The sequence below is a fragment of the Alkalibaculum bacchi genome, assembly GCF_937875145.1.
In the GTDB taxonomy this organism is placed as follows: Bacteria; Bacillota; Clostridia; order Eubacteriales; family Alkalibacteraceae; genus Alkalibaculum; species Alkalibaculum bacchi_A.
This window is the reverse complement of sequence record NZ_CALNCS010000091.1, coordinates 1-14,855: the sequence shown is the minus strand read 5'-3', so window position 1 is coordinate 14,855 and position 14,855 is coordinate 1. Positions and strand designations below refer to the sequence as shown.

The following is a 14,855-nucleotide window of genomic DNA, read 5'->3' as shown; positions in this document are numbered from 1 at the left end:
AAGCCCTTGAATACTTGGCTGGCAAAAGAGGAAAAGCCATCATGGAGTATCAAGATGTATTAATTAGTTTAGGATATTTACAAGGAAATCCAGATGGCCAACTAGGCTCCATTAGTGTAGATGCTATCAAAATCTATCAAGAAAAAAACGACCTTGAAATAACAGGCTACCTAGACACCAAAACCCTAAAATCCATGAAAAAACCATTAGATCAACAAGTGAAATTTAAATAACTGAAAGTAGAAGGCTGAAAGCACCTAGTCCAAGCTATTACAGTTATTTAAAGAGATCGGAACGGTGAAGGCACCGTTCCCTACATTAGCTCTCCCAAAGGCAAGGTTGGTTTTTCGTCCAACCATCCGATCTATAAAACCCTATATTTTTTCGTCTAAAGACGATTTGGTTTTTGCTTACCACCTTAATAAAAAAATCTCCACTCAAAGTCTACAGCTTCCTCTGCATAATCAATATTGATTCTCTTCCCCTTTTGAATTTCTTTTACAACAAAGTCATCATCTTCTAAATACAAATCCGCCCCTAAAAGCGATCTTCCATTATCTTCTTTTGTAATATTTAAAGCTTTAGTAAGCTTTCCTGGTCCATTACATAAATTCTTAATTTGATACTTACTGGCAATTTCCCGGGAAATTCCGTACCGATTGACAAACATCGCATCTATATTTTCTACAGGTTCTACACCTCTCAACAAAACCCCCGACCCTTCGTCAGCATTCCCTGTCACAATATTCAGGCAATAGTACATGCCATAAATCATGTACACATACACATGCCCCCCCTCATAAAACATGACCTCAGTCCTTTTAGTACGCCGTTGTCCATAGCAATGAGCCGCCTTGTCTATCGCCCCAATATAAGCTTCTACTTCTCTTATTCTCACTTTAATATCACTACAAACAAGAACCTTCCCTAAAAGATTCTGCGCCACTTCTAATGTATCTCTAGTATAAAAAGATCTATCTAATTTCATCCACTACCGCCCTATTCTTGTGTATTATACATATTATCTTACCCTTATTGTACACTCTAAACACAGGAATTTATTTTAAAAATCCTACAAGCACAAATCAAGCTTGCCTATAGGTGAGATATCGTACATTTGTGTATAAAAGTAACACGCAGTTTTACTAGTTTATTCGTAGGAATCCTTCTTCTCCCATCCAACCGCTCAAGCGACTCATCAAAAATATAATTAGACTAATAACTACCTATCAATTTATGGTATAATAAAAATGCTTTTATGCATACGGAGGTGTTTGATGAAAACATTTTGGAAATTATTGTTATTATGGTTTTTTAGTGGATTGATGATCTCTCTTTCTTATTTTAGCAGCTCTATTATAAACCAGCTCGTTCTATTAAATTCTACATATATAACTCAAATAAGCTCAAATATGTATTATTTAATAGGAATCAAAGTATTGGTTTTATCCCTATTTATATTCACTAAAAAACAGCGTTACAGTTATATACGCACAATACTAGGCATCCTAGCAAGTAATATAGCAGCTATTTTACTATTGATTTTTTATCTTGGTTTCTCTATCGAATCCTATATACCTTATGGAGTAAATGCTGCAATAGATTTTGTGCTAATTTTCATCTTGATTGCAGTGATAAACAAAATATCATCAAATAGACAAAAAGATGAAGAAATCAACGACATCAATCAATTCATGGGCATGAAGCAAGACTTAGAATCTCTAAAAAATAAAATTATCGACAAAGAAGAAGAATTATCTTTTCTTGAAACAATGATTAAAGATAAAGAATTAGATTTATCAAAAAAACAACAAGAAATAGCAGAAGCCCTTCAAAAAAGTGCTTCCATTTCTCACTCTAATAAGGAATACAACGAAAACGGAGCTTTCAATACACAAGAGAATGATTCAGTATTTCAAAATTTAGAACAAATTTCCGAAGGAATCTTAAGGCAAATAAAAACCTTAGAAGAAAAAGAACTCTACATAGACAAACAAATAAGGATACTTGAACAAAGACAGAGAGAATACGACAAGCAACTTTATCATGTCCTATTCGATTCACCTGAACTGGGTGATGACGAGGTAAAACTGAAGGACAAATATTCTGAAATCATCATTAAAAAAGGAGATCTGGCTCAAATTCGAGCTATGGTCGAACGAGCTTTAGAGGAGTAGGTATAACCTACTCCTCTAAGAACTATACGCACTATATATATACAACTTTTCATCAGTAAGTTGTTTTAAATACTTCCTACATTCTTCTAATAAACCCATTTGGAGTTTTGCTTCTATTATATCCACAACTTTTAAAGCTAAATAATAGTCTACCTTCACTTCCGGCAATTCATATACATAGGAATCTAGCCTATCAGAAGATATGTACCCTAAAGCTTGATGATCCATGTACAATTTGAGTGGATAAGCTCCTTTTGTAAATGTCACATGAATTTTTTCTTCCAGTAGCCCTCTGTAGTTCATTTCGCTTATAAAATTGGGTAAAAATATCTGATGACCTAGATAGACCGCCACCGACTCCTTCTTTTGTATACAACTCAATAAAATCCTAACCGCTTCTTCTTTATCATACAAATGGATAAAAATATCCTTGGGATTAGCCTCGACTACTTTATTAAAGGGATATTGCCGTAATTCTCTTATAAAAGGATTGTCCCTCTTTAAAAAATTGGGCAATCGGACAACGTGATAACAAGTCTCCATATATTTATCTCTCGACCGAACTAAAGACTCTACATTTCCATAGCAATTACCCATGATCGATTTTGGTTTTTCTGCTAAAGACGAAGATACAAATGTAAAGGTCTTAACAGACTCGGGTATACTTTGTAGAATTTTCTTGGTGTAAACAATATTTCGTTCAATACACGATTTAATATCATTCTCACATTTTTCGATATCGTCAATAGGCAAACCATAAACAATTCGTTGATGCCCTTCAAATACTTCTTGTTCTACTACACCTTCTGGTTCTGCAGAGATCAAGACAATTTCATTATGGTCCATATACCTTTCGTGTAAATGCAATAGATTTGCTTCATAGTCTACTACGGTAATGCCTTTTGCACCTTTTTCTATTATTTGCTCGCATAATCCCTCACATATATCTCCTGTATAAAGGAGTAGCACATTTTCATCTGTAAAGTTTCCGCTGCTTTCTATATTTAATGGGAAGAACTTTATAATATCTTCTATATTCGTTAATTCAGTAAGTAAATAGTTTTCATCTAATAACTCTATTGAAAAGGGAATGTCTTTAGTTATTTCAAAAATATCTAAAAATTCTAGTCTATAAAAATTCTTAGTGTAGACCACAATAGAGTCAAATGCAATCTCATTAATCTTATCTTGCAAATCATCTATATAAACTAAATCTTCATCCTGAAGGCTAATATTTAATATGATACCATTAGGAGCAAAGTTTTTTATTTGTTTAAGTTCCTTCATCTTTAAATCTTTCACAATAATTAGAGGCGTCGGTGTATGATAACTTATTTCTTTTTTACCTAAATTTGAAAGAGCTTTCCTTTTATTTGGCGACATGACAGAGACCCTTGCTGCATCACGCTTCTCTTGAGCTTTTCTTTCTAGGGTTCTATTTATCCCAATAAATAGCACGTCCACTAATAAATTAATGGTGCAAATTTCATATAAACATTCAACATTTATCAAGTACAAGCAGATAAAGCTAAAAAGATTATAAATAGCAACAATAGCAAGAATTTTATTGAGCTGTTTACTTTGAGCATAGATTTTAAAGAAAATCAAAATTACAGACAGCTTGGACATCAAAACTACGGCAAGCGCCCCGTATAAAAACTGCATTAAATTGCCTACATACCATATATCCACTAAGATGAGACTGAAAGAAAAAGAAATAGCTAAGGATATAATTTCTAACAAAGACATAAATATAAAATTTTTTCGTGAACCTTTCTTCATTTGTACCCCAACTTCTTCCTGTTTTTGTATATCATAACATGTCCAATGTAAAAAAAAGTCAGGAATTTGTCTAAAAGAAAAAGTTTTATTGACTACTTTGCAGTACCCTTTCGATCTCATTTACAACCCGCTCTGTTGACTGACCATCTTGATAATCAAAAAACCGCTCTTTCATTTGCCTTACCTTTTCTGCGTGGTACTCTTCGTTTGTAATCACTCGAACCATGTCTTCTTTCGTATAGCAAATGGGGCTTGGCGCTAGTTCTTCATAGTCGTAGTACAATCCTCTTTTGGCTTTGTATTCTTCTAAGTCTGGTGCGTAAAATATAATTGGTTTTTCTAATATTGAAAAATCAAATATTACTGCCGAATAATCCGACACTAAAATATCGCTTACGGAAAATAGCTCATATATATCTAAATGATTCACATTGATAATGCTTTCGTTATTTTCGTGTCCCAAACTAATATCGTGTAAAAAGGGGTGCATCTTGTACAATAAAACATAGTCTTCCTCTAGCTCTCGGTAGATATAAGGCAAGTCCAATTGAACGTATTTCTTATCAAAAACCCCGTCTCCCCTAAAAGTAGGGGCGTATAACAAGACCTTTTTCCCCTTTATTTGCGGGTATCTTTTGTACATTTGTTGACGGTATTTTTTCATCGTATCTTTATTGTATAGTATATCTGTCTTTGCTACGCCAAGTTTTAAGATTTTATCCTTCTCCATATTAAAGGCTGTCGAGAAAGTCTTTTGAAATTCTTCGCCTGCAACATATACATAATCGTAGTTTCTAATTTTAAATCTTCTGCTAATATCAGAACCAAATTTCTTTATTGCTCCACAAGCATGCCAGATTTGAATGATTTTCGTATCCTCTTTCTTTTTTATATTGCATACAGGAAAATTGTTCCCATCTAATAAAACCACAGAGGAGGTATTAATATGATATGTTTGCATGATAAAATTTAGTAAGTATATGAATTTTCCAAAGAGGGTATTATCAAACTTTCGAATGAGATGGACTATTTTATAGCCTTTATTCCTTTTTTTTAATTCATCACTTATTAATTTAAAATTTCCCGTAAGATGTGTCTCAAAATAAGAAATAAAGACGATCTTCTTTTTATTTATTGGAATGAAACGGGTAAGTAAAGAAGCTAGTTTCACTACCAATAAAGCTATTATCTTTTCCATATCTTAACCTCATTTATCTTGTCTAAATATAATATCTAATACCTTTTTACTCGATTTCCCATCATTCCACTGACAATAATTCTGGTAAAATGTATTCATCCGATTAGCATACTCTTCCTGAACCTGATCAATACCAATAATCTGATCTAATAACTCTTCTTCTTTTTCTAGTATGGGACCTGGCAAGTCTTTATAAATATCTAGATAAAATCCCCTCAATTGATCTCGGTATTCTTCTAAATCGTACATATAAAATAAGACAGGTCGTCTTAAGACACCATAATCAAAAAACACACTAGAATAATCTGTCACCATGATATCGCTCATAAGGTATAAATCGTTGATGTCCTGACAATGACTTGCATCATAAACAAAATCTGCCGGCAACTCTTTGTTCTTTGTATTGTATATAAGATAATGAGGTTTATAAACGACCACGTATTCATCACCTAGTGCTTCACGCCACTTATTAAAATCTACCTTCAGCTCAAAAATATAGCCCTTTGTGTCATATGTATTATCTCTCCACGTAGGCGCATATAAAATCACTTTTTTATTCTTTGCTATATTATACTGGTCTTTTAATTCTTCTACATATTCTTCGCTTCTATTTACTAAAATATCATTTCTTGGGTATCCCGTCTCAATAATAACACCAGACTGCAAACGAAAGGCACTCGTAAAAACTTGAGATGAAAACCCATTAGCTGAGATCATATAATCATACTTTTGAGAATCTTTCATATAGCTTTTTACCATATCGCTCCAACTCATTTCACTTCGATAAAAAGTGGTAGCATCCCCTGGCTCTATATCTGCAGCCAACCTCTTAAGAGGCGTACCATGCCAAGTTTGCAAATATACTTGCTTGCTTTTCTTCCTATAGTAAACAGGCATTTTTGCATTAAAGAACCAGTACTTAGAAATAGCTAAATAGTAAAAATAGTGTACGCTGTTATATTTTACGTTTATAGCTCCATCAATATGATTGTCCTTTAGATTATTGAATGCCCATACGAATGTAAAGTCCTTATATCTCTCATCATATTTCATTTCATTGTACAATGCCTTAGGATTGCATGAAAAACCCTGACCTTTATGGCTACAAAACAAAATCAACTTGTCATTGACCGGCAATATTCTAAAGAGAATATTATAGGTAAGGCTGCGAAAAACCTTCAGAAGGGTAATAGCAATCTTACGTAAAATTTTATTTTTTGCTATTACATGCTTTAATTTTTCCATGATTAATCACCTGTTTCATTATCTTTAAAGATGAAATCACAGATTCTTTTCGTTGCATTTCCATCTTCTAGCTTACAAAATGATTCTATAAATTTTTCTAATCGTTGGTCTGTTCCACGTACATTTTTCAATTCATAGATCAATTGATCATTTGTTTGGACAATAGGTCCAGGCATGCTTGTCTCCACATCTAGATAAAAACCACGTAGTCGGTCCCTATAATCTTCAAGATCGTACATAAAAAATATCATTGGTCTTTTTAATACAGCATAGTCAAAATAAACAGAAGAGTAATCTGTAATGAGCACGTCGGATATGAGATACAAGTGGGCAATATCTCCTGTTGGAATACTGTAGGCAAAGCCTTCATATCCAGTTAAATCAATGCTATCTGCAACTAAATAATGCATTCTAAAAATGATCACGTACTCATCAGAAAAGGTATTCTTTAGCTTATCTAAATCTATAGGATTTGTAAACTTGTATTTAGATTTTTCAAAATACTGATCATCTCGCCAAGTTGGGGCATATAATATCACCTTTTTGTCTAGTGGAATATTGTATTTTTTCTTTATTTCATTGATTGTATCCATATTATCCTTATTCTGCACTAAAAAGTCATTTCTAGGTGAACCACTTTCTAGAATTTTCTCACTTGCTATGCTAAATGCTCGTGAAAAAATATTGGTACAGAAGGGATTTGGTGACACGAGATAGTCCCAATTTCTAGATTCCCGATAAAAGTTTCGATTATAATTAAATGTATTTGTACTTGGCATATGGACTTCAGCAATATCTATGCCTAATCTTTTTAGAGGCGTTCCATGCCATGTTTGTAGATAAACCGTATCTTTAGGTTTTTCTACCCAAAGAGGAAATCTCGTATTAGACACCCAGTATTTAGATGTGACCATCTTATAAAACCATTTTAAGGAAAATCTTTTTATATAGGGAACTTTATTTTCTTTAAAAGTTTTAACAGCATCTCTTTCTATACTCCATACACCTTTCATATGAGGATAATTTTTAAGAATATACTCGTATATGGCTCTAGGGTGATCACTATATTGCCTTCCACCAAAACTTTCAAAAACAATTTTTTTCTTATTTCTTTTTAGCTTTTTAATCATCAATCTTATTAAGTTATATCGAATGCTATTGATTCTTTTAGTAATCCAAGATTTCTCTTTAATCACTTCAAGAACAATTTTTCCTGCTTTTGTAGTCTGAATATTAACATCTTTCCCAAGAATAGTAGACTTTTTTTCAAAATAAGACTCCTTCTTCGATAAGACACACAGTATTTCAGTAGTTTCAAATTCCATTTGTACATAAATGTCTGTAAATCGCTCATCTAGAAACTCCTCAACAGGTACCTGGGCTTGAATAAATCCCCCCTCTAGTATCTGAGCCTCTATCTTTTGCACTTTGTTGTTTTTCCTACCCTTAAAAATGACAGAGCACTCATTGGGGCTAACTTCTTCATTTATTTTTGCAAGAAGGGTCATTTTATCCTCTTCTACGGTAACATCATCAATGCTAACACAACTTTTTAGTCGATTTGACGATACATACAAGCCTTTATTTTCGTATGAAAGCTGAAAAACCCTTCTATTGCTTATGCTAAACGGACGCAAGGATAGAATCTCAGGATCATCATAGTGAAAGTCATAAATTTGACTGTTGCTTACTAAAAAGAGCTTGTACTTTGTTGTACTAAGACACAATAGCAAATCACATAGTATCTTATGACCTACTAGTTCTACCTCATAGAGTAAAGATTCGCCTCTAGCAAATAATAAGATAGAAGCTTTCTCTAATGAAAGGTCTTTTTTTAAAGAAATAATAATTTTATCAGAAGTTATTTCATAGCTGGCACCATTTAATAGACTCTCATTAAAAAGAGCTTGTTCTTGTGATTTTAACAGTAAGTCCTCACGCTTTAAATCATTGTCTTTGATAAAAGTCTCGTAGGATAAATGATTGATGTATTCTTTTATAAAAGAAATACATTCATCAGAATACTTGTTTTGTTCATAATATAAATCGTGAACAAGAGAATATGTATCTATTTCTTGATCATCTACGTGTAAACCAGTTGTCTCTTTAATGACAGATTTTTTACTAATAAACTCTGCAATATTGCCATTTGTTTGATCAAAGATAATACTTGATAATTGAAACTTTGTTTGCAAAGTAGCCTTATCAAAATCTTGTAACTCTCTACTTTTCATAAGTAATATAATCTCCTTTTATTTCCCCATAGTAAAATGAATAATTCCTAGCTAGGGATAAAGCTTAATAAAGTAGGACTTCCCTATTCAAAAAAATGAGATGCAAAAATGCATCCCTATATTTTTATTTATTTAGTTCATCTTTTAAATCGTCTTTGATTTTTGTAGTGGAAATCCCTTCCGTTCGTGGCAAATAGACTACATCGCAATACTCTTTTACAAAATCAAATTTACCTGTCCAATCATCACCCATGACAAAAACATCTATCTCGTATTTTTGAACATCTTGAGTCTTTTGTTCCCAGTTTTTTTCAGGAATCACTAAGTCTACATATCGTATTGCTTCTAAAATTGTTTTTCTTGCTTCAAAAGTATAGTAGGCTTCTTTGCCCTTCATGGCATTAAATTCATCATCTGATATTGCAACAATTAAATAATCCCCTAATTCTTTTGCTCTTCTTAAAAGATTAATGTGCCCTACATGCAATAAATCAAAAGTTCCATACGTTATGACTCGTTTCATATATATCACCTAAAGTTATTTTATTTTCATTTATTCATTACCATATTCTTAATTTTTTGACATATGGTATTATACCATTACAAAGACTAATTGTCCATACTCGACAAATTCTGCATATTTATTCCTCTATCCTAAATTCTTCTACACTTCTTAACTTTCTTAGGCTTTTTTCTTTCTATTGTAGTAAATAAGATAAGCGAATACACACGCTCCAGCTACACTAATAAAAATAGATGGGGTTAATAGTGGTGTTTTGTATTGTAAATAAATTTCATGGCTTCCCTCTTCTAGCAATAGACCTGTAAAAGCAGTATTGGCCTTAAAAGTAGAAATTTTCTTGCCATTATCATAGGCTTCCCATCCAGGTGTATAAGGGATAGACAAATATAAAATCCCCTTGTCTTCTAAATGGACATTTCCCTTCACAAAATTATTGCCATACTCTATATCTTCTAATACAGTTCTTTTTAGCTCATTTATTTGATCTTCATACTTTTCCATAGGCATAGCAGAAAAATTCAAGTCTTTAAAGTCATACTCTCCCTTTAAAGAAAAGCTTAATGTAATATCCATAAAGTCTTCATCTGTATAGCCTATATGATAAAGATAGTCACGGTTATCTACATAATAGGGACTTTGTACATTTCTTGTTTCTATTGTCTTCTTCATGTCCTTTACTTTTACAGATACCTTAAAATCTTTATTGGGATTTTTATAAAAAATCCTGTCTATCGATAAATAAACTTCTTTATTTTGTGTATTCTTTACCCTTATGGTCATTTTCCCGTTTTTCTTTGAGACAATAAACTTATGATCTTTTACTTTAACACCATCTTTATCTAGTATCTCATAATCTATAGCTTCACTATATCTTTGTATGGTACTTTCATCTATACCCTTTACAGCTTCTTCAAGTACTACTCCGTCAAGCATTGCATAAAGGCGATCAAGTGGAAATAAGCTTTTAAGTTTATCTTTAGCTATATAATCATAGTAAACAAATCCTAGAGCTAGGTGATGCTTATTTTCATAAATGACGGCTTTTTCATCCTTATGAATAGGTGTAAAGCCATAAGGCACAAAAGGCGAATCTTCTTTTTCAGATATATAGTACTTTACACCTAATAAAGCTTCTAGTGAGCTAATATTATCTAATCCCATATATGCAGAGGAAGATAAGTTGGTTCTTACATTATTAAATTCAAAAAGCTCAATAACATCTTTATCAATAATAGAATTATAAACATGAGTACCCTTAAAGTTGTGAATTAAGGATTGATTGTTCCTAGTATCGTGATAATCTACTCTATAAAAATCATCATCATGTATTTTAGCAAAGGATGCTGTTTGATCTTTTGAGTATGCTTCTTGTGCTGCATTGCGTTCACCAAACTCACTTCCATAGTAACGATCTAGCATTAAGAGTTTTGTATTGCTAATTAGGTTTATGGTAACGATCAGAAGCAAGATTACATCTACTAGCACATTTGCCCAATGATTACCTTTCAATTCCCTATGTGATTTTACTCGGACTCTATAATGTACATAGAGAATACAATAGAAAGCAATAATACATACAATAGGCAATAAAACAGCTCTTGTTTTCATCAAATCAAAATTTGTATGAAGGAGGGCAAAGTAAAGTAAGCTTCCAACTATGGATAAAATAAATCCTCTTTTTGTTATTTTGTCTTTATGATTTAAGGTGTAGGCCACAACAAAGGACACAATAATCAAATAAATATAGACCCATCGATTATTGGGTGAGCTAAAACCATTAAATACAGAATAAATGAATGGAATACATAAAAATAAAGAAAAAACTCCTAGCAATAATTTATAGGAAAAAATCTTTTTATCCCTATATGTGAGAAAAATCAACATACAAGGCAAGGCAATACTAGCTACCGTAATTCGAGAAATTCCATTTTTAAAGTCAAAACTAATAAGTCTAGTAAAAGTATCCTTATAGGTGTCTATATCAAACAACCCTATTGGCAGAGAAGCCCCACCTGCTCGAAAGGTATTTAAAAATCCATAGGTAGATGGTATAAATATAATGGCAGCAATAGATAAGCCCAGCAAATAAAATCCTACTACTTTTAAAAAGAGCTGCAAAAAAACTTTTCCCCTATCTTCTTTCACATAAAAAAAGAATCGAACCACAGCGTAAATAAAAATAGCTAGGGAATTCATGTAGAAGAAATAAAAATTATTCATTGCACTAATGGCAATTAAAAGAATAAATAAATAAGGTTTCTTTTTCTTAAAGATCTCTTCTATGCTTATAAATAGTAGGGGCAATAAAATAGCACCGTTCGTAAAAAAGGGATGGCGAATACCCCAAAATAGAATATGGGTAGAAAAGGCCATAATTAAGCTTCCTGTAAGGCTAGGAAGGAGTTTTACATTTTTATACTTACAGTAGGCAAGCAAACTAATACCTACAAGATAAATTCTAAATATCGCCATTATATTATAAGCAAATTCCACCTGATTAAGTGGAAATAATGCTGCAGCTAAAAGGCTAAAAGGATCTCCTAAAGTATAGTAAGAGTAGGACTGAACAATATCTGCACCAAATCCCATTTCCCAAGTCCACATAGGAATATCAGATAAATTTGTAGCTAATGATTTAAACCACTCACTTAAATCGTATAAAAATGGAAAGTGCTGAAGGACACCATCAAAATACCAAATCAAAGACCCATTGCCTTCCAGTAAAAAATCTTTAAAGCCAAAGTAAAAGATAATCGAAAAGAAAACACTGTAGATAAGGCAGTAGGATAAAAAACTCTCTGCATAAGATGACTTTTTTATATCCTTTACCTCGTCTTTATCCTTTTCTTTCACTAAAAATCTCACAACAACAAACATAATAGGTATAGGAACAATATAGGATATGAGATAAGCTATATATTCTGGTATATTAAACATTTCTACACATAAAACCAATGTAATAAATTGTAGGATAAAATTTGGCAATGAAGATATAGGGTACACAAGTAATCTTTTCATAGACCATTTTGTTTGAAAAGCGTACTTTGCCTGTAGGGTATAGGCTATGGGAAAACATATAATAAAATTTAATACCTGAGACAACTTATAATCAAATTTTAATAGGTAAAACAAAAATAAGGTAACACTGTATCCTATAAGGGTGTTAATGCCTCCAACAAGTAAAAAACGAACAAATTCCTTTTCCAACAAAGGCTTTACTTTTAGCCAAATTTTATTTAACATCTTCATCTCCATCTACTTCAAAGTTATCTGGTATAATATTTGTTTCATCAATAATATAAACTGGTCTATGTTTGATTTCCGTATAAATCTTGGCGATATACTCCCCTACAATGCCTAATGACAATAAGATAAGGCCACTCATAATAAGTAATATGGAAACCAATGTTGGAAAACCAGGCAAATCCGAACCGTATAGTAAGGTCCTTAGTACGATATACAAGGCATATGCAAAACCAGACATAGAGATAATGGTTCCTACAATTAGTGATAAATGTAAGGGCATAGCTGAAAAAGATACAATACCATCTATTGCATAATGAAGAGACTTCGAAAAAGACCACTTGGTCATTCCAGCCACTCGCTCTACATTTTCATGCTCAAACCATTTTGTCTTAAATCCCACCCAACTAAATATACCTTTAGAAAATCTATGGTACTCAGGCATATTAATAATGGCATGGGCAACCTTTCTTTTCATAACCCTAAAATCTTGGGCTCCTTCTTGAATCTCTACCTGAGATACAAAATTAATGATTTTATAAAACTTTCTGGCAAACCAACTGTAGGCCTTTTTTTCACCCTTTCGGTCAATCCGTCTAGCAGCAGCTATATCGTATCCCTCTTCTAATGAAGCAATCATGGGAATAATTTCTTTAGGTGGATGCTGCAAATCTGCATCTAGTAATCCAATATAATCTCCTTGAGATAATTTAAACCCTGCTAAAATAGCAGCTTCTTTACCAAAGTTTCTAGAGAAGGACACATATTTGACACGCCCATCCTCTTTTGAAAGAGCTTCAATTTTGGGTAAGGTGCGGTCTTTACTACCATCATCTATAAATAAAAATTCTATTGTATAATCCTTTAATACTTTGGCAACTTCTGTCAGTTCTTTATACATTAATTCGATGGATTCCTCTTCGTTATAACAAGGAATAATTAAACTTAATTTCATTTTCTTTGGTTCCTTTCAGCTATTTATAAAAATTACATTACCCTCTTAAGAAAGAGCCATGAAAAATCACGCATAGCCCTGAGGATTATTTTGTTGCCAATTCCAAGAATCTCTGCACATATCCTCAATACCCTTCTCTGCAATCCAGCCTAGTTTCTCTTTCGCTTTTGTAGGGTCTGCATAGCACTGAGCAATGTCTCCAGCTCGTCTTGCTGCAATTTCATAAGAGATTTTTATATTATTAGCCTTTTCAAAGTTCTTTACAATATCTAGCACACTGTATCCTGTGCCTGTTCCTAAATTAAAAGCATCTATACCAGTAGTGTCTTTTATCTTTTGAAGAGCCTTTAGATGCCCTTTTGCTAAGTCTACTACGTGAATATAATCTCTGACACCAGTTCCATCATGCGTATCGTAATCATTGCCAAAGACGCTTAATTTTTCCCTCTTGCCTATAGCCACTTGGGTAATAAAAGGCATTAAATTATTCGGTATTCCATTAGGATCTTCCCCTATTCTTCCACTCTCATGAGCTCCTATAGGATTAAAATAGCGAAGAAGAGAAATACTCCATTCTTTATCAGAAGTATATAGATCTCTTAAAATCTGTTCAATCATGAGTTTCGTACTTCCATACGGATTCGTCGTACTAAGGGGAAAATCTTCTGAAATAGGTACACTCTCAGGCACACCGTAAACCGTAGCAGAAGAGCTAAACACCAATTTCTTCACATTATGCTTCTCCATCACTTCGCAAAGAATAAAAGTACTTGTAATATTATTGTGGTAGTACTTTAGAGGGATCTGAACAGACTCTCCTACAGCCTTCAATCCAGCAAAATGAATAACAGCTTCTATATCATTTTCACTAAAAACCTTTTCAAGCCCTTCTTTATCTAAAACATCTACCTCGTAAAATTTTATAGACTTACCTGTCAATTCTTCCACTCGTTTAAGGGATTCTGTCTTGCTATTAGAAAGGTTGTCCACAACCACAATATCGTAACCCTCATTTAATAATTCAACACAGGTATGACTCCCTATATACCCTGCACCACCTGTAACCAAGATCATAATTACTGCCTCCACCTATCTGTAATTTATACACTTTATTAAATACTCTGATAAACTATTCAATATGTTTCTAAAAACATTTTACCACAATTTATTTGCTATTTATGATGTAGTTAATTCATTTTAACATATTTCATATATTTATCATTTTTATTTTACAGGAATTCTATATCCTCATTACAAATTCAATATTCTCTTAAGGAAAATCATGTTATAATAAATAAGTGTTTAAACGACATCTTTCGCCACACAACTCATCTACACAAGTAAAAATTGCTTTATAAAATCATGTAAAAATTATTATTGAAGGAGAATACATATGGCTAAAAAACGAAAGAAAAAGAAAAAAGGAAGTTTCCTAAGAAAATTCCTCACATTTATATTTATATTAGTTGTACTAGGAATATCAGGAGCTTTTGTTGTT

General features: G+C 32.6%; 11 protein-coding genes. 2 read left to right on the top strand and 9 right to left on the bottom strand.

What is annotated here, in order from left to right; all coding sequences use genetic code 11:
- On the top strand, nucleotides 1-233 hold a 233-nt coding region (locus tag Q7P22_RS06070; protein ID WP_303861959.1), incomplete at its 5' end, for a peptidoglycan-binding domain-containing protein.
- A gap of 185 nt (nucleotides 234-418) precedes the next feature.
- Here the strand turns inward: Q7P22_RS06070 and Q7P22_RS06065 are convergent.
- Nucleotides 419-988: a DNA-3-methyladenine glycosylase gene (locus Q7P22_RS06065; protein ID WP_303861956.1), complete on the bottom strand. Its 570-nt coding sequence runs from the start codon at nucleotides 986-988 to the stop codon at nucleotides 419-421.
- Nucleotides 989-1,277: 289 nt separating this feature from the next.
- Here Q7P22_RS06065 and Q7P22_RS06060 point away from each other — a divergent pair, with 289 nt between their 5' ends.
- The gene (locus tag Q7P22_RS06060) at nucleotides 1,278-2,177 is read left to right on the top strand and encodes a hypothetical protein (protein ID WP_303861953.1); all 900 of its coding nucleotides are present in this window, start codon (nucleotides 1,278-1,280) and stop codon (nucleotides 2,175-2,177) included.
- Between the two features lie 15 nt (nucleotides 2,178-2,192).
- Here Q7P22_RS06060 and Q7P22_RS06055 read toward each other — a convergent pair whose 3' ends face one another.
- The 8 genes from Q7P22_RS06055 to galE all read right to left on the bottom strand — a co-directional run bounded on the left by Q7P22_RS06055 (nucleotide 2,193) and on the right by galE (nucleotide 14,434).
- Nucleotides 2,193-3,959, bottom strand: coding sequence for a polysaccharide biosynthesis protein (locus Q7P22_RS06055; RefSeq protein WP_303861951.1), 1,767 nt, complete (start codon nucleotides 3,957-3,959; stop codon nucleotides 2,193-2,195).
- Between the two features lie 85 nt (nucleotides 3,960-4,044).
- Entirely contained in the window at nucleotides 4,045-5,157 is a 1,113-nt protein-coding gene (locus Q7P22_RS06050) for a CDP-glycerol glycerophosphotransferase family protein (RefSeq protein WP_303861948.1), read from the bottom strand.
- 9 nt (nucleotides 5,158-5,166) lie between these two features.
- A complete protein-coding gene (locus tag Q7P22_RS06045) occupies nucleotides 5,167-6,402 on the bottom strand; it encodes a CDP-glycerol glycerophosphotransferase family protein (protein WP_303861946.1) in 1,236 nt (411 codons plus the stop codon).
- 2 nt (nucleotides 6,403-6,404) lie between these two features.
- Nucleotides 6,405-8,636, bottom strand: coding sequence for a CDP-glycerol glycerophosphotransferase family protein (locus tag Q7P22_RS06040; RefSeq protein ID WP_303861944.1), 2,232 nt, complete (start codon nucleotides 8,634-8,636; stop codon nucleotides 6,405-6,407).
- A 124-nt stretch (nucleotides 8,637-8,760) separates the two neighbouring features.
- Nucleotides 8,761-9,159 (bottom strand): glycerol-3-phosphate cytidylyltransferase, encoded by a 399-nt coding sequence (gene tagD, locus Q7P22_RS06035; RefSeq protein ID WP_303861942.1) that lies wholly within the window; start codon nucleotides 9,157-9,159, stop codon nucleotides 8,761-8,763.
- A 159-nt stretch (nucleotides 9,160-9,318) separates the two neighbouring features.
- Nucleotides 9,319-12,402: a GtrA family protein gene (locus Q7P22_RS06030; RefSeq protein ID WP_303861939.1), complete on the bottom strand. Its 3,084-nt coding sequence runs from the start codon at nucleotides 12,400-12,402 to the stop codon at nucleotides 9,319-9,321.
- Nucleotides 12,392-13,357: a glycosyltransferase family 2 protein gene (locus Q7P22_RS06025; RefSeq protein WP_303861937.1), complete on the bottom strand. Its 966-nt coding sequence runs from the start codon at nucleotides 13,355-13,357 to the stop codon at nucleotides 12,392-12,394. Before Q7P22_RS06025 ends, Q7P22_RS06030 begins: the two co-directional genes overlap by 11 nt.
- Nucleotides 13,358-13,423: 66 nt before the next feature.
- On the bottom strand, nucleotides 13,424-14,434 hold the full coding sequence (galE, locus tag Q7P22_RS06020) for a UDP-glucose 4-epimerase GalE (RefSeq protein WP_303861962.1): 1,011 nt from the start codon (nucleotides 14,432-14,434) through the stop codon (nucleotides 13,424-13,426).
- Nucleotides 14,435-14,855 lie beyond the last annotated feature (421 nt).

Coding starts and splice junctions, on each gene's coding strand:
- Q7P22_RS06060 (WP_303861953.1), top strand. CDS start 1,278: ATGAAAACATTTTGGAAATTATTGTTATTATGGTTTTTTAGTGGATTG.
- Q7P22_RS06030 (WP_303861939.1), bottom strand. CDS start 12,402: ATGTTAAATAAAATTTGGCTAAAAGTAAAGCCTTTGTTGGAAAAGGAA.
- tagD (WP_303861942.1), bottom strand. CDS start 9,159: ATGAAACGAGTCATAACGTATGGAACTTTTGATTTATTGCATGTAGGG.
- Q7P22_RS06055 (WP_303861951.1), bottom strand. CDS start 3,959: ATGAAGAAAGGTTCACGAAAAAATTTTATATTTATGTCTTTGTTAGAA.
- Q7P22_RS06045 (WP_303861946.1), bottom strand. CDS start 6,402: ATGGAAAAATTAAAGCATGTAATAGCAAAAAATAAAATTTTACGTAAG.
- Q7P22_RS06065 (WP_303861956.1), bottom strand. CDS start 988: ATGAAATTAGATAGATCTTTTTATACTAGAGATACATTAGAAGTGGCG.
- Q7P22_RS06040 (WP_303861944.1), bottom strand. CDS start 8,636: ATGAAAAGTAGAGAGTTACAAGATTTTGATAAGGCTACTTTGCAAACA.
- Q7P22_RS06025 (WP_303861937.1), bottom strand. CDS start 13,357: ATGAAATTAAGTTTAATTATTCCTTGTTATAACGAAGAGGAATCCATC.
- Q7P22_RS06050 (WP_303861948.1), bottom strand. CDS start 5,157: ATGGAAAAGATAATAGCTTTATTGGTAGTGAAACTAGCTTCTTTACTT.